Source organism: Formosa algae (assembly GCF_001439665.1).
In the GTDB taxonomy this organism is placed as follows: domain Bacteria; phylum Bacteroidota; class Bacteroidia; order Flavobacteriales; family Flavobacteriaceae; genus Formosa; species Formosa algae.
In genome coordinates this window covers 121,205-137,029 of the sequence record NZ_LMAK01000011.1, presented here as the reverse complement: position 1 = coordinate 137,029, position 15,825 = coordinate 121,205, and the positions used below count along the sequence as shown (strand labels likewise).

Below are 15,825 nucleotides of genomic sequence, written 5' to 3'. Positions count from 1 at the left end.
TATTATAGTTTTAGGGTAAGCATTTTTTGTTCTGACAATAAATTTGTAAAGTTGGGTATACAATATTTGTTATAAAATGACTAATTAATACAGCTAAAGCCGCACCGTTTAAATAGTATAAAGGGATTAAAATATAACAAAGAATAAGATTGATAATACAACCTAAAGTAAAGCGATATACTTCGTGTTGTAATTGATTTATGTTGAGTAAATGTTTTTCGTAAATCATCCCTAAAAACACAAATAAAGGCGCCCAACAAAAGATAAAAAGTGGAGTTTTTGCTTCACTATATTGTTCGGAAAAATATAAACTCAATATTTTACCTCCAAGGAATGAATATAAAAGTCCGATGCAAATTCCTAAAATAATCATGGAAATTATTAATTGTTTCAGTTTTATATAATATGTCTTTGTATTGGTTTTAAAAGAGTCTGCTAAAGAAGGATACAGTGCATTAATGATAGCAAAACCAATAGTCCAACTTAGGCCAATAACTAAATATTGTACGCTTCCAAATACACCATTGGCATGATCGTTATAAAAGTATTTTAAAAACATTTCATCAATACCAATGTAAAGCATAACCAAGGCATTTGATATCATAAGAGGAAAACCCATTTTTAGTAATTGTTTGCCGAGTGGTATTGAAATGGAGAGTTTTTTAAAAGAAAATTTAGGGTTAAATAGTAATGCAATCGTGTAAATAACACCTTGAATAAGGAAATCTAAAGCAATAATTTTTGCAAAAAATGTAACATTTTTTTGATGTGTAACACCGTAATATTGTAATACTAAAACAATAGCAAGACTCGTTATTTTACTGATAAATATAAATTTTGCTTGTTTTATAGCCAAGTAGTAAAATTCTAAAACATCTGTTAAACGGAATAAATAACTACAGAGTAAAATAAAATATAATTGAATTAATGCGGTGTTATCTGTAAGTAACAAATAAGTAATACAGCCCATACTAAGCAACAACCAAGTTATAAAACGCATAAAAAACGCAGTTGCTATAAGTGTTTCACTGTTTTTAGGCTGTAACACAATTTCTCTAATGCATATAGCAGCAAGTCCAAGAAAAAAAACAGGAGTACATAAACCCAAAACCGCTTGAACTAAATTCAATTTACCCATATCTACAGTGCCTAAGGCATTGAATATTTTAGGTACAATAAATACTCCCGCAAATAGTTGAATAAGCTTCTCTAAAGAAAACCAAGTGGTAGAATTAAGATCTTTTTTGCTGAATGCAATTTGCATATATAAAATAAAAATATCAAATATATAAAATACACTTATGTAAAGAACTTTGATTCTAATTTATTATTTTGCTAAAGTTAATTATCTATTATGACCTCAGAATTTCTTCGACGCTATTATGTTTTACGCATTATTAAAAATCCTGAATTATACGACCTAAGTAAACCTTATGTGACTTACGAGGAATTAAGAAATGCTTTAGAAACTATTGTAGAGCGCAACCAAGATGATAGTCTATATGAAAAATTAGAATTTAATAGCAGAAAAACAATTACTCGCGATATAAAAGACATCAGAGCTTTTAATAAAGTACACATAAAACATAAGCGCTTTCATGGCTATTATGTAGAGGAGAAAGATTTTGAAGTTAGTGAACATTTAAAAGAGATTTTTGAAAAAACAGAATTGTATTTACTGCAACATCATGCACATGCTTGGAAAGATTATGTAACAACATCTCGTACTTCTTTAAGTCCGTATGTAGATATGGTAGCGTTAATTAATGCCATAGAATGTAAATATTTAATTGAGGTTGATTATAAGGGATGGTATGATGATAATCGGTTTCAGAAGATAAAAAACATATTTCAGCCGTTACACATTAAAGAGATTAATAATGCATGGTATTTAATTGCACATAATTCTGAAATAGGAATTTATGCCTTGTGTTTAGATAGTAGAATTAACGGATTGTCTATTACAACTCGAGTGTGTAAAAATCCTATTTCATTTAATGAAGCAGAATATTTTAAGTATTCCATTGGCATTTTAAAAACAGATTTAAAACCTGAATGGCTTCATATAAAAGTTGCCAACCATCATTTTAAATATTTAGAAAGTAATCCGTTACATCATTCTCAAGTTATTCTTTCTAGACCTAAAGATTTAGATACCCAATTTTTAGATTATAATAATGAACGTATTTGGGGTGAGTTAAAAATTTATGTAGAACCCAATTATGAGTTTTATATGCAAATCTTAAAGTATAATTTATGGGTTAAATTAGTTTCACCCAAACATGTTGTAGCAGATTTAAAAGCGCATATCAAGTGTATTTCAGATTATTATAATTAAAAAACTTAAGGATTATTTTAAAATGGACACAATATGTCTGTTTGGGAATTAAATTTGAAGTGTTATTAACCTCTCAAACCATCCCAAATGAAACATATAATAGTCTATATTGTCTGTTTTTTAACGCTACAATTAGGTTTCGCTAACCCAATTTTAATCGAAATTGAACCTCCAACAATAAGCAAAGATTTTGGGAACAATCAATTAACACCTTTACATTTAAACAGAGACTATTTATCTGAGCAAAGCAGACAATTTATAAATCAAGAAATTAGTTTTATAAGAGTATTTGAAGAAGCCACAAAATTTTGGCAGTCAGATAAAACACGTGCAAAACGTTGGGAGCCACGTGTTAAAAAATACTTTAATAAAAACACTTATTCGACTTTTAAAGACGTACAAACGTCAAAAACATTAGAACCTGAAATGCTTCAAACGGATCTAGATAAAATGGTCGATTTTATTACCATAGAGAGTATAAACGAATATTCTAAAGAGTTAGCGTTATTAATGTTTTTATGGTTCTTTATAAGTATTGCTGCCTTATATAAAAAAGGAAATTTTGTTATGAGTGATATAGTATTAACGAGTTTAATATGCATTTGGTTTAGTGTTAAAAACCAAATGATAAAAGATAACATGGAAGATTTACTGGTGTTTAAAAACAATCGCTTAACGGAATTCGTTTCAGGTGTACATAAACAGCAAAACCATCAAAAAACGCCACATTTTTCTAAGTATTTAAATGCTATATTCTTTCTTGAATAGCATCGAGTACGTTTAAATAATACGCTCTGTTTGTAGGTACAAAGTAATCGTTATTTTCGCTTTGCTCTAAAAGTGTCTTAAATTGACGAACACTGACTAATTGTAACGCTTCAACTTCTTCTTCTTGAGGTTTCAAAGTCTCAATATCTTGTGTGAGTTTAGCAATATAGGTATGATGGAATTCATTGTCTTGAATACCAGAATCGTAACTCTGAAAACATTCAAATACACCAATTTTAATTAAATCAGATTCTTGTAACTCTAAACTTAATTCTTCTTGAGTTTCTCGTAATGCAGCTGCTTCAATAGTTTCGCCAGCATCTACATGTCCAGCTACAGAGACATCCCACATACCAGGACAAATGGCTTTTTTATAACTACGCTGTGCTAATAAAATTTCACCTTTAGTTGTAAATAACCAAATATGGGCAGTGTTATGGTAAAGTCCTTTAGCGTGAATTTCAGATTTTAAAGCCGTTGTATGCGTTGGTAAGCCGTCTTTAGTTACAATATCAATACGTTCGTCCATAAGTTTAAAGCAATAAAAGCCTCAGTTAAACTGAGGCTTTAAAAAGGTTTATTTAAAATAACTGAATGTTTCTCCAGCTTCAATTTTAAGAAGCGTTTCGTAAATTAATTTAATTACATTTTCTACATCATCTCTATGTACCATTTCTACAGTGGTGTGCATATAACGAAGTGGTAATGAAATTAGGGCAGAAGCAACACCTCCATTACTGTATGCAAAAGCATCTGTATCTGTTCCTGTAGCTCTAGATAATGCCGAACGTTGAAAAGGAATGTTTTCAGCTTCAGCAGTCTCTGTAATTAAATCTCTAAGTTTTTGTTGTACAGCGGGCGCATATGCGATAACCGGACCTAAGCCTAACTCTAAATGACCTTCTTTTTTTCTGTCAATCATCGGAGTCGTAGTATCGTGAGTTACATCGGTTACTATAGCGACGTTAGGTTTAATGGTTTGTGTAATCATTTCTGCACCACGTAAACCAATTTCTTCTTGTACCGAATTGGTAATGTATAATCCAAAAGGAAGCTCTTTTTTATTCTCTTTTAATAAACGTGCGACTTCAGCAATCATAAATCCGCCCATTCTATTATCTAATGCACGACATACAAATTTATCGCCGTTTAAAATATGGAATTCATCAGGATATGTAATCACACAACCAACATGTACCCCCATTTTTTCAACTTCCTCTTTGTCTTTTGCTCCAACATCAATAGTAATGTTATCCGGTTTTGGAGTTTCTTCTTTAGATTTATCTCTGGTATGAATTGCTGGCCATCCAAAAACACCTTTTACAATTCCTTTTTTAGTATGGATATTTACCAATTTACTTGGAGCAATTTGATGATCACTACCACCGTTTCTAACTACATAAATTAAACCGTTATCAGAAATATAATTTACATACCATGAAATTTCATCTGCATGTCCTTCTATAACAACCTTGTATGGCGCGTCTGGATTTATAACGCCAACTGCGGTACCATAAGTATCCGTAATAAACTCGTCTACATAAGGTTTTAAATAATCCATCCACAGCTTTTGCCCAGTCCATTCGTAGCCTGTTGGCGCTGCATTGTTTAAATATGATTCTAAAAAGTCTAACGATTTTTTATTTAATATACTCTTATCTGCCATTTGAAATAGTTTTGCATAAAAATAATAATATTAATGCGATTTTGATGTTTAAAGCCATGTAAATTATTAATTTTGGAATAGTTTTTGGCTTCCATATTTCTATGAAAAACCTAGTATATATTCTACTTCTATGTCCTTATTTTGCTTGGACTCAAATCTATGAGACCAAACAAGATAGCCTTGATGAGACTTATGTTAAAATTGAAGGAGATTCTGTTTTTAGAAAAAGTATCGATTTAGATGAAGTTTTAATCCTTAATAAAATAGATTTTATTGATAAAAAGGAACACATACAATATCTAATTCTACGCAGAAAAACCATAAAAGTGTATCCTTATGCTAAACTGGCAGCAGATCGGTTGCAAGAATTAAAATCGCGATTAGATGTATTAGACCGGAAACGCGACCAAAAACGGTACATTAAACAAGTGCAACATTATTTAGAAGACGAGTTTACTGCTGAATTAAAAAAAATGACCAAAACGGAAGGTCAAATTTTGGTTAAACTGGTACACAGACAAACCGGTATAACGACTTTCGATTTAATTAAAGATTTGCGCAGTGGTTGGCGAGCATTTTGGTTTAACAATACTGCAAAATTATTCGATATTTCTTTAAAAGAAGCGTTTGATCCCATGCTATCTAAAGAAGATTATTTTATTGAAGATATTTTACAACGTTGCTTTCAGAACGGAAAATTAGAGCGTCAGAATTCTGTATTAGATTTTGATTTTTATGAAGCCGAAAAAAAATGGTCCGAACGTTTAAAACCCGCTAAAGAATGAACATACAATCGCCTTTAGAAGAAAAACTAAATACGATTACACATGCCTTTGGTGCCTTTTTAGGATTAATAGGGTTGGGGCTGTTATTGTATTATAATACACAAAATACGGGTTGGACAATTTTTAGTGTTGTTATTTATGGTATTTCTGTAATTGTTTTATTTACAGCATCCGCATTGTACCATTCTGTGACTAAAACAACGCATAAACATTACTTACGCGTTTTAGACCATATTAGTATTTATATCTTAATTGCCGGAACGTATTCGCCCATATTATTAATAGCTTTAAAAGATAGTTTAGGCTGGAATTTGTTTTGGGTAGTTTGGGGAATAGCAGCTTTTGGACTTATTTTAAAGCTGTTTTTTACAGGAAGATTTGAAATGTTTTCTACGCTACTGTATTTAATTATGGGGTGGCTTATTATATTCGACTTTAGTCACCTAGAAGCTGCTATTGGTAGTCAAGGTGTATATTGGCTTATTGCCGGAGGGATATTTTACACCGTTGGAATTATCTTTTTTGTATTTGAAAAAATTCCTTACAATCATGTAATTTGGCACTTGTTTGTGTTAGCCGGAGCTATCAGTCATTTTTTTATGATCTTTTTATACGTTATTTAATCTTTTAGAATGTCTTCGTAGTCTTCAAAAAAGGATTCAAATTTAGACATGTTTTCGTTGAAAAACTCCATAACTGTTTGCCAAGAGTTTTTGTTATGAATGGATACTTTTTCATCTAAAGGCACATAAATTCTAGAGATTTCTTTACCATTATCTAAGAGAAATTCTTCTTCAAAAATAGCATTGGCTAAATAATCATCTTTTAAAATGGATTTTAAAGATTCTAATCGGCCCCAATATTTAATTCTATGTTCTAAATCTTCTTCAACATCTAAGGCTACAAATGCTGTTTTAGTATCAAAATGAAATTTAAAACTAAAGCCTTTAATTTTTGTATCATACAGTAACCACTTTCTTGGAAATGATTTTCCGAAACTGGTCCAAAATAATTCTCTTAATTGTCTTGATTCTTCTTTACTAAACATAATTTATAAGGCGTAAGCAATGGCAACTCCTGCTAAAATAGAAATTAATTTTGTTAAATTGAATTTGTGATCTTCATTGCTTTCAAACAATATGGTTGTAGAAATGTGAAAAAAGATTCCAATAACAATGGCATTTATAAAATAGATATATCCTTCAATTAAAGTTACGTGATTGGATATAAATGTCCCTAACGGCGTCATAATAGTGAAGATTGTTAGGAAGATAACCAATTGTGTTTTACTAAAATGCGACTGAATTAAATAGGTTGTAATTAAGGCTGCAATAGGAATTTTGTGTATTAAAACTCCATACACCATATCGCTGTGATGATGAATGGGGAAGCCTTCTAAAAAACTATGAATACATAAACTAATAAACAACAACCACGGAAAAGCCGAGTCGTTTTTATGTATGTGTACATGACCATGTTCTGCGCCTTTGGAAAAGAATTCTAGCACAATTTGTAGCAAAATCCCCAACATGATGAATAAACCTGTTTGCTTAGATTCTAAATGATGATAGACCTCAGGAAGTAACTCAAACAAGGTTAGCGCTAATAAAAACGCCCCACTAAACGATAATAAAAGTTTAGTATTTATAGCAGGTTTTGTTTTACCAATTATGGCAAGCACAATCCCTAAAATAACTGCAATTATAGGAAGTAAATACGAATTCATTATTTAAAAAGCATGACTAAACGTTCTGATGTGTTAACATCAAATTTCTGTAATTTATAATTTCCAAAGACTTCGATAAGATGAGCATCGGCAGCTTCAAATAAAGCTTCAAAATCTTTTAAAGTAAACGCTCTAACACGTTCTTGATAGTTATAATCTTCACCTTCAAATGTAAAAGAGATGTCTTTTATAATATGTCCATCTTCCACATAACGTTTTAAATTAAAGGTTATATCATCTACAATTTTAGTTTCTTCGGGAACTAAATTTGCGATCACATAGTCTGAGTTCATAAAATCGATCACACCAATACCATATTCATTTAAATCGCTTTTAATCGCTTTAATGGTATTAAGGTTGTCTTCGTCTTTATCAAAATATCCAAAACTTGTAAAGAGATTAAACACAGCATCAAAAGTTTCAGGAAATGGCTTACACATATCGTGAACTTCGAATTTAAGTGTATCGTTTTCAAATTGTTTAGCGTATTGAATACTGTTTTCAGATAAATCTGCACCAATAACCTGATAGCCTAGCGAATTTAAATAAATAGAATGTCGTCCTTTACCACAAGCCAGATCTAAAATTTTACCTTCTTCATCTATATTTAAATACTGGGTTAGATTATCCATGAAAACTTGTGCTTCACGATCGTCTCTATTTTTATATAATATGTGGTAAAAAGGGGTATCGAACCACGATACATACCAGGTTGTGTTATCTTTTATCATGTCTAAACTATGTAGGGTGCAAAAATACTGTATTTTTGTCTTCTATTTAAAGTAAATAATGGAGAATAATTTTAAAATGGTTGCCAAAACCTTATTTGGCTTTGAAGAACTATTAGCTAAAGAGTTAACACAACTTGGTGCTCAAGAAGTTGAAATAGGGGTAAGGAACGTTAGTTTTGTTGGTGATAAGGGGTTTATGTATAAAGCAAATTTGGCTTTAAGAACCGCTATTAAAATCTTAAAACCTATACGGACATTTCGAGTAGTTACAGAGCAAGATATTTACGACAATATCTATAAAATGCAATGGGATGAGTATTTAAAGCCTACAGGTACACTAGCTGTAGATGCTACAATTAACTCAACCGTATTTACGCATTCCTTATATATTGCTCAGAAAACTAAAGATGCTATTGTAGATAAGTTTAGAAATACAACGGGTGTAAGACCTAGTGTAGATTTAAAATTTCCTGATTTAAAAATAAACATCCATATAGATAGACAAAAGTGTACCGTTTCTTTAGATACTTCTGGAGACTCTTTACATAAGCGTGGTTATAAAACAGCAACCAATATTGCACCTATAAATGAAGTTTTAGCAGCGGGTTTAATTATGCTTTCTGGTTGGGATGGACAAAGTGATTTTATGGATCCGATGTGTGGTTCTGGTACCATTTTAGCAGAAGCCGCCATGATTGCATGTAATATACCGCCAAATTTAATGCGTAAAGAATTTGCTTTTGAACGTTGGGACGATTGGGATGTGGATTTATTTGAAAAAATTGAAGAATCTCTGTTATCTAAAACACGTGATTTTCATCACCGTATTATTGGTTACGATAAATCGCCTTCTGCAGTAACCAAAGCCACTGAGAATGTGAAAAATGCTCATTTAGATGAGTTTGTAACCATTAAGCACGAAGATTTCTTTAAAACTCAAAAAGGAGGACATGAGAAATTACACATGTTATTTAATCCACCGTATGGTGAACGATTGAATATTGAAATGGAAGATTTTTATAAAAGTATAGGAGATACGTTGAAGCAAAATTACCCAGGAACAGATGCTTGGCTAATTACGTCTAATTTAGAAGCTTTAAAGTGTGTAGGCTTAAGACCTTCTAGAAAAATAAAACTTTTTAATGCCAAATTAGAATCACGATTTGTAAAATATGTGATGTATGAAGGTAGTAAGAAAGCAAAAAAGCAAGTGTAACCACTTGCTTTTTTTTTGAATTATTATAACAATACGTTCAATTAAAACGCTTCGTATTTAAATTTTTGTCCGCCTACAGACACATCGGCCATTAAACCACCTTTAGTTTGTGTAAAGACAGCAACACCTTCAGAATATTTAGCGTTAAAAGATTCTCCAGATTTTATTGCTGTTGCAGATGCTCCAGCATCAAACTTAAATTTTCCTTTTTGGAATTCATCTAACTCTGTTTTGGTTTCAAAGAAAATCACTTCAATAATAGCTTCTCCACCAGCTTGTAGTCCTACATTTAATTTTTTAAGACTAGCCATTCCTAATTCAGTACCTCCTTTTTTGTATAACACACCGTTTCCTGAAGCACCACCTACAATAAATCCTCCTTTTCCAACATTCGGAAAAATAACATATCCAGCGGCATTATAGAAAAAGTCTTTTAATCCTGCATTACTATCTATTAATGTTTGTTTAGCCATTGCTGCATCCTTAATAATTTCTTTATCCTTATCAGTTTGTGCAGTTACAGACCAAGCCATAAGCCCAATGGTAAATACCATTACTATTTTTTTCAAGTTGTTCATAATTTAATTTTTTTAGATTATTTCTACAATTAATTATAACAACAAAACTAGGTAATATTCAATTGCATTTTTTGTTCAATCCACGCTCGTTTTAACTCGAATACGAAATTTCAAGTGTCTACACCTATAATTAAAAATTATTTGTCCTTTTTATAAAGGGGTATCAAATATGTAATAGAGTATCCGTATCCAAAACCAATATCTAAACTATCGTAAGTTTTATAAAACCCAGGGATATAAAGGTTCTCGAAATTATCAGGTTCTTTTTGAGAGACAAGCGTTTTAAGTTCTACATGTGCACCAATATATAAATTGTTTACAATCTCGACTTTAAAACCAGCAATAAGCTCAAGCCATACAGCAGTTAACCCATCAAAGTCTTGCGATTCTGATGATGTAAACTGTGGAGCCCAATATTGATCTTCAGTATAAATGGTATAGCTATTTATGGTATGATCAAAAGTACTTGCACCAACACGAAACCCACTATAAATCATGTTTTTCATGTCTAACCAGTTTTGGTAGGCATTGTAATCTATACCGGCTTTAAAATAAGTACCTTTAGTTGTAACGTCATAATAATCGGTGTTCGTGTTATTATTTTCTGCACCAAATGCTCCTGCGATGTATAAGTTTTTAGAAATTCTATAGTCTCCCATAACTTCAAAACCTTCATAATCGTCTTCAAACGCCGTTCTTGCAAGTTTACTTAATTCTAAACCCACACGAAGTCCATATTTTTCTTTAATTTTTATGGAATCTATAGTGGCTTGCTTAATGCTATCTTTTTGTGCAGTAAGTGTTGTGCTAAACAGAAAAAAGCAAAAACTAGTACTAATGATAAAATTTAAAATGTTGTTCAGTTTCATCTTCTACAGATTGGTTATCATCTACAGATCGTATTAATTGTATCCAATTATCACTATCTGCTTCTAAATTTATACTTACATTTCTATACACCGTTTTATAACCACAAGCCCGAGAAACATAAACTTCTTCTAACTCGTATGTAATTGTAATAATGTCTTCGTTACCGGTTACATAATCATCACTATCATCGTCTGGTGTATCATTATCATTTAAAACATACTCCTCGTAAAGTGAATATTGTGTCGTGTTATCTGTTGTTTTTAAAGGAATAGCAATAGAATCTGTAGCTACAATATCGTAGTCTGATAAAACGTCGTCGTTATCTACACCTTGCACCACTAAATTGGTTACGTCTAAAGATTCATCTGTGTTCGGATTCGTAACATCGTAAAACTTAATGATTAACTTTGGTGTGGTTTCTGTATCATTAGAACAGATATCGTCTCTTTCACACCCTAGAAAACTTAGGGCTAGTAAAAGAATAATTATAAATGAATATCTCATAAATGATTTATCTTTTTTCTAAAAGTACAACATTTTCTACGTGATGTGTTTGTGGAAACATATCTACGGCCTGTGTTTTAGTTACTTTATATACAGCATCCATTAAAGCTAAATCACGAGCTTGAGTGGCGCTATTACAACTAACATAAACAATTTTTTCTGGCGATACATTTAATAACATCTGTACCACATCTTTATGCATACCATCTCTTGGCGGATCTGTAATTATAACATCTGGATGTCCGTGTGTATTAATAAATGCAGTGTTAAATACATTTTTCATATCACCGACATAAAAATCTACATTCTCTATATTATTGGCTTTAGCATTTTCTTTAGCCGCTAAAATAGCATCTGGAACTGCTTCTACACCAATGACTTTTTTCGCTTGTTTGGCAACAAATTGAGCAATGGTTCCTGTACCTGTATACAAATCGTACACTAATTCTTCTCCTGTTAAACCTGCAAAATTGCGAGTGACTTTATATAATTCGTAAGCTTGATCGGAATTGGTTTGATAGAATGATTTCGCGTTAATCTTAAATTTTAAACCTTCCATATCTTCAAAAATATGATCACGTCCGCTAAAGCATACAATCTCCTGATCGTAAATGGTGTCGTTTGCTTTGGGGTTAATGACGTATAATAACGAGGTGATTTCTGGAAACGTTTCAGCAAGATAATTAAGTAACAATTCACGTTTAGCTTTATCTTCTTTAAAGAATTGTATCAGAATCATTAATTCTCCGGTAGATGCTGTACGTATCATTAAAGTACGTAATAATCCAGTTTGGTTTCTGGTATTAAAGAATTCTAGATCGTTTTCTATTGCAAATGCTCTTACAGCATTTCTAATAGCGTTTGAAGGATCTGCTTGTAAATGACATTTTTTAATGTCTAAGATTTTATCCCACATACCAGGAATATGAAATCCTAAAGCATTTTTATCTCCTAACTGTTCATCAGATTGTATTTCATCTAGGGTTAACCATCGGCTATCACTAAATGAAAATTCCATTTTATTTCTATAAAAATACTGCTCTGCAGAACCTAAAATAGGAGTAACCTCTGGCAATTCTATATGACCTAAACGGCGTAAGTTGTTTTCAACCTCTTTTTGCTTGTAAAATAACTGCCATTTATAATCCATATCCTGCCATTTGCATCCGCCACACACACCAAAATGCTCGCAAGCCGGTGTTGTACGTTTATCAGACAATTTATGAAAAACCGTTGCCTTACCTTCAAAGTAGGCTTTACGCTTTTTATAGGTTTGTATATCTACCACATCGCCAGGTACTGCATTTGGTAAAAAAATAACTGCTCCCTCTGGAGTTTTTGCGATGGTTTTCCCTTTTGCTCCTGCATCAAGGACTTCTATATTTGTAAAAACTTGTTTTCTATTTCTTCTAGACATGCGGCAAAAATAAGGTGTTTTTAGGTTTTGTTTATACGACTTCACATATTTTTTAGAAAGGAATTGTATTTTTTAAGACTTATAATCTCGATTCAATTCAAATATCTATCATATTATTTCAATCCAGTTTTTATATTTAGTAATTTGCAAGCGATTCTATGGATGATTTCTCTCCATCTCAAAAAAAGTATATTTAATTAAGAGACAACGTAGGAATAGCAAATTATCAATTTAAAATATATTAAAATGGCTGTTTTAAACCAATTAACTTCGCAGCAAGCAATTGACTTAGAAAACCAATACGGTGCACACAATTATCACCCACTTCCTGTAGTTTTAACTAAAGGTGAAGGTGTTTTTGTTTGGGATGTTGAAGGAAAAAAGTATTACGATTTCTTATCTGCGTATTCTGCAGTAAACCAAGGTCATTGTCATCCAAAAATTGTGGGTGCCATGATGGAGCAAGCACAACAATTAACCTTAACCTCTCGTGCATTCTATAACGATATGTTAGGGAAATACGAGAAATTTGCATGCGAATATTTCGGTTTCGATAAATTATTACCCATGAATACTGGTGCAGAAGCTGTAGAAACAGCTTTAAAGTTATGTAGAAAATGGGCTTATGAAGTAAAAGGACTAAAAGAAAATGAAGCTGAAATTATTGTGTGCGAAAACAACTTCCATGGGCGTACAACCACTATTATTTCATTTTCTAACGATCCGATTGCTCGTGAAAACTTCGGACCGTTTACAAATGGCTTTATAAAAATAGCATACGATAATTTAGATGCATTAGAAACGGCTTTAAAAAACAATCCAAATGTTGCTGGCTTCTTAGTAGAACCTATTCAGGGTGAAGCAGGAGTTTATGTGCCAAGTGAAGGTTATCTTTCTAAAGCAAAAGCCTTGTGTGAAGAATACAATGTTTTATTTATAGCAGACGAAGTACAAACAGGAATTGCTAGAACAGGACAATTATTGGCTGTAAATCATGAAGATGTTAAACCAGATTTATTAATTCTTGGTAAAGCCTTAAGTGGTGGCGCATATCCAGTAAGTGCCGTGTTAGCAGATAATGTTGTTATGGATGTTATAAAACCAGGAAACCACGGAAGTACTTTTGGAGGAAATCCAATTGCAGCAGCAGTGGCTATAGCCGCTTTAAATGTGGTAGAAGATGAAAAATTAGCAGAAAATGCTGAAGTTTTAGGACAATTATTTAGAAGTGAGTTAAACACTTATATTGAAAACAGTTCTATTGCTACTTTAGTAAGAGGTAAAGGGTTACTAAACGCCATTGTTATTGATGAAGATGAAAATAGTGATACCGCTTGGAACATATGTTTAGCGCTTCGTGATAATGGTTTATTGGCAAAACCTACTCATGGTAACATTATACGTTTTGCACCACCATTAGTAATGAATAGAGAACAGTTATTAGACTGTGTATCTATTATTATTAAGACGTTAAAAGAATTTGAAAAGTAGATTTTCAAAGCAATTATAAAAGTAAAAACGCGATTCTTAAATTAAAGAATCGCTTTTTTTATAGATTGAATTTTAAATCGGTTTAGATTTCATATCCACCTTCACGCATCCCTTTTTGAAATTGCTCTATCGCAACATCCCAGTCGGCAGTAGCAATGCTATAAATAGAGTATACAAGATATAATCCATTAATAATTAACATTACCATAGCAATGGTTTTAGCCGTATTCATCCCTTCAATATTTTCATAATTTTCAGGATTTAATTCTACGTCTTTTAAACTATTATTTGCCATGTAAAAAGCAATTCCAGAGGGAATAACTCCTATACCAGCAATGCAACAGCATAAAAGTCCTAGAGCAGATAGGATGTAAATAGGTGTGGTTTTTAAATAAGTTCTTTCCATAATTGTATTAAAGGTTAGTGGTCGAAAGTTTTATAAAATAACTAATTACAATAATAACGATATTAATAATAAAAAGCCATCTTTTAATAGATTCTTGGTGTTTAAACGACCTGAAAGCATTTATTAAAAGAAAAATAGCTAATATAATTATTGTGTAAATTGCGGGATACATTTTAAATGCAAGAATAAAATCGCCATGTAAAATTAAAGCCACAGAACGTTGTAAACCACAGCCTAAACAATCAAAGCCTAAGTATTTTTTTGTTAAACAAGGGAGCATGTAATCTTCTATAGAAAACATAAAAGTTGGGTTTAGTCTTACAAATATAGTGTTATAGCCTAACAATTTATATAGAAGAATTTGAAACTACTTTATTTAAAATTGTAATTTTGGTTTTTAATTTTGAAATTAAACTCATGAAATCGTCCCAAACCTTAAGTTATATATTAATTATTTTCGGAATACTTGTTGCTATGTACGCCAAAGTTGATGATGCAGAACATACATACCTATTAATATTAGGCATTTGTAGTTTACTTTTTGGTGTGTTTAAAATTTCTCAAACGATTCCAAGTAAACATAATCAAGACGATAATCTTAATAACAAAAATTAATATGAGTTTTAAAAAGGGAGATGTGGTGTCGGTTTTAGATGAAGATATTTCTGGAACTGTTTTAAAGGTAGAAGGACAAACGGTTTCTGTTGAAACTGAAGATGGCTTTATATTGAATTTTGAAGCTCAAGAACTCATTAAAATTAAGTCGGATAAACATATAGATTCAGAACTATTTAGAGCCAGTTCTTTAAGTCAGGTGATTTCTGAAAAAGAAGAATATAAGCCTAAAAAATCTGTTAGAATAAAACCCAAGGAACGTTTTGAACCTACTATGGAAGTCGATTTACACATTCATAATTTAACAAAGTCGACAAAAAACATGGAAAATTACGATATGTTGACTTTACAATTGGACACAGCAAAACATAAATTGGAGTTTGCTATGAAGAATAGAATACAAAAGGTGGTGTTTATTCATGGCGTTGGCGAAGGTGTTCTTAAAATGGAGCTGGAATACTTATTTAATCATTACGATAATTTAAAATATTACGATGCTAACTATCAAAAGTATGGGGTAGGAGCTACTGAAGTTTATATTTTTCAGAATGTGAAATAAATAAATTTTAGAAGAAGTAAAGATTAGTTTTACACTCTAACTTATTAAACGCCATTCATTCTTTAATAAAGAAATAAGAATGCATTGTTTTGGGAAATTGATTTGAAAAAGATAAAAACATAAAAAGCGACCACATTAATACTAATTTGGTCGCT

Annotated in this window: 20 protein-coding genes; 8 read left to right on the top strand and 12 right to left on the bottom strand. The window is 31.5% G+C overall.

Annotation, left to right across the window (positions count from 1 at the left end; translation table 11 throughout):
• Window positions 1–10: 10 nt before the first annotated feature.
• Window positions 11–1,264: an oligosaccharide flippase family protein gene (locus AST99_RS04190; protein WP_057779479.1), complete on the bottom strand. Its 1,254-nt coding sequence runs from the start codon at window positions 1,262–1,264 to the stop codon at window positions 11–13.
• 90 nt (window positions 1,265–1,354) lie between these two features.
• Between AST99_RS04190 and AST99_RS04185 the strand changes: the two genes are divergently transcribed.
• Both AST99_RS04185 and AST99_RS04180 read left to right on the top strand, forming a co-directional pair.
• Complete coding sequence (locus AST99_RS04185; RefSeq protein WP_057779477.1) at window positions 1,355–2,338, top strand: helix-turn-helix transcriptional regulator; 984 nt, start codon at window positions 1,355–1,357, stop codon at window positions 2,336–2,338.
• Between the two features lie 87 nt (window positions 2,339–2,425).
• The gene (locus AST99_RS04180) at window positions 2,426–3,106 is read left to right on the top strand and encodes a hypothetical protein (protein ID WP_057779476.1); all 681 of its coding nucleotides are present in this window, start codon (window positions 2,426–2,428) and stop codon (window positions 3,104–3,106) included.
• Here the strand turns inward: AST99_RS04180 and AST99_RS04175 are convergent.
• Both AST99_RS04175 and AST99_RS04170 read right to left on the bottom strand, forming a co-directional pair.
• On the bottom strand, window positions 3,087–3,635 hold the full coding sequence (locus tag AST99_RS04175; protein ID WP_057779474.1) for an NUDIX hydrolase: 549 nt from the start codon (window positions 3,633–3,635) through the stop codon (window positions 3,087–3,089). The genes AST99_RS04180 and AST99_RS04175 overlap by 20 nt on opposite strands.
• A gap of 48 nt (window positions 3,636–3,683) precedes the next feature.
• The gene (locus AST99_RS04170) at window positions 3,684–4,772 is read right to left on the bottom strand and encodes a M42 family metallopeptidase (RefSeq protein WP_057779471.1); all 1,089 of its coding nucleotides are present in this window, start codon (window positions 4,770–4,772) and stop codon (window positions 3,684–3,686) included.
• Window positions 4,773–4,873: 101 nt separating this feature from the next.
• On the opposite strand from AST99_RS04170, the gene AST99_RS04165 reads away from it, so the two are divergent.
• Together AST99_RS04165 and trhA are read left to right on the top strand one after the other, a co-directional pair.
• Entirely contained in the window at window positions 4,874–5,557 is a 684-nt protein-coding gene (locus AST99_RS04165; protein WP_057779470.1) for a DUF4294 domain-containing protein, read from the top strand.
• Window positions 5,554–6,180, top strand: a complete 627-nt coding sequence (gene trhA / locus AST99_RS04160) for a PAQR family membrane homeostasis protein TrhA (protein WP_057779469.1) — start codon at window positions 5,554–5,556, stop codon at window positions 6,178–6,180. Before AST99_RS04165 ends, trhA begins: the two co-directional genes overlap by 4 nt.
• Here the strand turns inward: trhA and AST99_RS04155 are convergent.
• Genes AST99_RS04155 through AST99_RS04145 form a run of 3 tightly spaced genes read right to left on the bottom strand, consistent with a single transcriptional unit; the run spans window position 6,177 to window position 8,014 of the window.
• Complete coding sequence (locus AST99_RS04155) at window positions 6,177–6,605, bottom strand: DUF4268 domain-containing protein (protein ID WP_057779467.1); 429 nt, start codon at window positions 6,603–6,605, stop codon at window positions 6,177–6,179. The two genes, trhA and AST99_RS04155, sit on opposite strands and share 4 nt — an antisense overlap.
• Before the next feature lie 3 nt (window positions 6,606–6,608).
• The gene (locus AST99_RS04150) at window positions 6,609–7,283 is read right to left on the bottom strand and encodes a ZIP family metal transporter (RefSeq protein WP_057779465.1); all 675 of its coding nucleotides are present in this window, start codon (window positions 7,281–7,283) and stop codon (window positions 6,609–6,611) included.
• The gene (locus tag AST99_RS04145; protein ID WP_057779463.1) at window positions 7,283–8,014 is read right to left on the bottom strand and encodes a class I SAM-dependent methyltransferase; all 732 of its coding nucleotides are present in this window, start codon (window positions 8,012–8,014) and stop codon (window positions 7,283–7,285) included. The genes AST99_RS04150 and AST99_RS04145 overlap by 1 nt, the downstream gene beginning before the upstream one ends.
• A 58-nt stretch (window positions 8,015–8,072) precedes the next feature.
• On the opposite strand from AST99_RS04145, the gene AST99_RS04140 reads away from it, so the two are divergent.
• The gene (locus tag AST99_RS04140; RefSeq protein WP_057779462.1) at window positions 8,073–9,230 is read left to right on the top strand and encodes a THUMP domain-containing class I SAM-dependent RNA methyltransferase; all 1,158 of its coding nucleotides are present in this window, start codon (window positions 8,073–8,075) and stop codon (window positions 9,228–9,230) included.
• Between the two features lie 41 nt (window positions 9,231–9,271).
• On the opposite strand, the gene AST99_RS04135 is transcribed toward AST99_RS04140, so the two are convergent.
• The 4 genes from AST99_RS04135 to rlmD form a co-directional block, all read right to left on the bottom strand.
• The gene (locus AST99_RS04135) at window positions 9,272–9,808 is read right to left on the bottom strand and encodes a lipid-binding SYLF domain-containing protein (RefSeq protein WP_057779458.1); all 537 of its coding nucleotides are present in this window, start codon (window positions 9,806–9,808) and stop codon (window positions 9,272–9,274) included.
• 137 nt (window positions 9,809–9,945) lie between these two features.
• A complete protein-coding gene (locus tag AST99_RS04130; protein ID WP_057779455.1) occupies window positions 9,946–10,677 on the bottom strand; it encodes a DUF6048 family protein in 732 nt (243 codons plus the stop codon).
• Window positions 10,643–11,182: a DUF6452 family protein gene (locus AST99_RS04125; RefSeq protein WP_057779453.1), complete on the bottom strand. Its 540-nt coding sequence runs from the start codon at window positions 11,180–11,182 to the stop codon at window positions 10,643–10,645. The genes AST99_RS04130 and AST99_RS04125 overlap by 35 nt, the downstream gene beginning before the upstream one ends.
• A 7-nt stretch (window positions 11,183–11,189) precedes the next feature.
• On the bottom strand, window positions 11,190–12,599 hold the full coding sequence (rlmD, locus tag AST99_RS04120) for a 23S rRNA (uracil(1939)-C(5))-methyltransferase RlmD (RefSeq protein ID WP_057779451.1): 1,410 nt from the start codon (window positions 12,597–12,599) through the stop codon (window positions 11,190–11,192).
• A gap of 246 nt (window positions 12,600–12,845) precedes the next feature.
• Between rlmD and rocD the strand changes: the two genes are divergently transcribed.
• Window positions 12,846–14,090, top strand: a complete 1,245-nt coding sequence (gene rocD / locus AST99_RS04115; protein WP_057779449.1) for an ornithine--oxo-acid transaminase — start codon at window positions 12,846–12,848, stop codon at window positions 14,088–14,090.
• A gap of 82 nt (window positions 14,091–14,172) precedes the next feature.
• Here the strand turns inward: rocD and AST99_RS04110 are convergent, their stop codons facing one another.
• Window positions 14,173–14,496 carry a CCC motif membrane protein gene (locus tag AST99_RS04110; RefSeq protein WP_057779447.1) on the bottom strand — a complete coding sequence of 108 codons (324 nt, stop codon included), beginning with the start codon at window positions 14,494–14,496 and terminating at the stop codon, window positions 14,173–14,175.
• 7 nt (window positions 14,497–14,503) lie between these two features.
• Window positions 14,504–14,797 carry a DUF2752 domain-containing protein gene (locus AST99_RS04105; RefSeq protein WP_069727798.1) on the bottom strand — a complete coding sequence of 98 codons (294 nt, stop codon included), beginning with the start codon at window positions 14,795–14,797 and terminating at the stop codon, window positions 14,504–14,506.
• Window positions 14,798–14,913: 116 nt separating this feature from the next.
• Here AST99_RS04105 and AST99_RS04100 point away from each other — a divergent pair, with 116 nt between their 5' ends.
• Both AST99_RS04100 and AST99_RS04095 read left to right on the top strand, forming a co-directional pair.
• Window positions 14,914–15,111, top strand: coding sequence for a hypothetical protein (locus AST99_RS04100; protein WP_057779444.1), 198 nt, complete (start codon window positions 14,914–14,916; stop codon window positions 15,109–15,111).
• A gap of 1 nt (window position 15,112) precedes the next feature.
• Window positions 15,113–15,670, top strand: coding sequence for a Smr/MutS family protein (locus AST99_RS04095; RefSeq protein WP_057779442.1), 558 nt, complete (start codon window positions 15,113–15,115; stop codon window positions 15,668–15,670).
• Window positions 15,671–15,825: the final 155 nt, after the last annotated feature.

Bases quoted from the DNA above. Each gene is read 5' to 3' on its own strand.
- AST99_RS04185 (WP_057779477.1), top strand. From the start codon at position 1,355: ATGACCTCAGAATTTCTTCGACGCTATTATGTTTTACGCATTATTAAA.
- AST99_RS04165 (WP_057779470.1), top strand. From the start codon at position 4,874: ATGAAAAACCTAGTATATATTCTACTTCTATGTCCTTATTTTGCTTGG.
- AST99_RS04190 (WP_057779479.1), bottom strand. From the start codon at position 1,264: ATGCAAATTGCATTCAGCAAAAAAGATCTTAATTCTACCACTTGGTTT.
- AST99_RS04145 (WP_057779463.1), bottom strand. From the start codon at position 8,014: ATGATAAAAGATAACACAACCTGGTATGTATCGTGGTTCGATACCCCT.
- AST99_RS04135 (WP_057779458.1), bottom strand. From the start codon at position 9,808: ATGAACAACTTGAAAAAAATAGTAATGGTATTTACCATTGGGCTTATG.
- AST99_RS04125 (WP_057779453.1), bottom strand. From the start codon at position 11,182: ATGAGATATTCATTTATAATTATTCTTTTACTAGCCCTAAGTTTTCTA.
- AST99_RS04180 (WP_057779476.1), top strand. From the start codon at position 2,426: ATGAAACATATAATAGTCTATATTGTCTGTTTTTTAACGCTACAATTA.
- AST99_RS04170 (WP_057779471.1), bottom strand. From the start codon at position 4,772: ATGGCAGATAAGAGTATATTAAATAAAAAATCGTTAGACTTTTTAGAA.
- AST99_RS04155 (WP_057779467.1), bottom strand. From the start codon at position 6,605: ATGTTTAGTAAAGAAGAATCAAGACAATTAAGAGAATTATTTTGGACC.
- AST99_RS04150 (WP_057779465.1), bottom strand. From the start codon at position 7,283: ATGAATTCGTATTTACTTCCTATAATTGCAGTTATTTTAGGGATTGTG.
- AST99_RS04095 (WP_057779442.1), top strand. From the start codon at position 15,113: ATGAGTTTTAAAAAGGGAGATGTGGTGTCGGTTTTAGATGAAGATATT.
- AST99_RS04100 (WP_057779444.1), top strand. From the start codon at position 14,914: ATGAAATCGTCCCAAACCTTAAGTTATATATTAATTATTTTCGGAATA.
- AST99_RS04140 (WP_057779462.1), top strand. From the start codon at position 8,073: ATGGAGAATAATTTTAAAATGGTTGCCAAAACCTTATTTGGCTTTGAA.
- AST99_RS04110 (WP_057779447.1), bottom strand. From the start codon at position 14,496: ATGGAAAGAACTTATTTAAAAACCACACCTATTTACATCCTATCTGCT.
- AST99_RS04130 (WP_057779455.1), bottom strand. From the start codon at position 10,677: ATGAAACTGAACAACATTTTAAATTTTATCATTAGTACTAGTTTTTGC.
- trhA (WP_057779469.1), top strand. From the start codon at position 5,554: ATGAACATACAATCGCCTTTAGAAGAAAAACTAAATACGATTACACAT.
- AST99_RS04105 (WP_069727798.1), bottom strand. From the start codon at position 14,797: ATGTTTTCTATAGAAGATTACATGCTCCCTTGTTTAACAAAAAAATAC.
- rlmD (WP_057779451.1), bottom strand. From the start codon at position 12,599: ATGTCTAGAAGAAATAGAAAACAAGTTTTTACAAATATAGAAGTCCTT.
- AST99_RS04175 (WP_057779474.1), bottom strand. From the start codon at position 3,635: ATGGACGAACGTATTGATATTGTAACTAAAGACGGCTTACCAACGCAT.
- rocD (WP_057779449.1), top strand. From the start codon at position 12,846: ATGGCTGTTTTAAACCAATTAACTTCGCAGCAAGCAATTGACTTAGAA.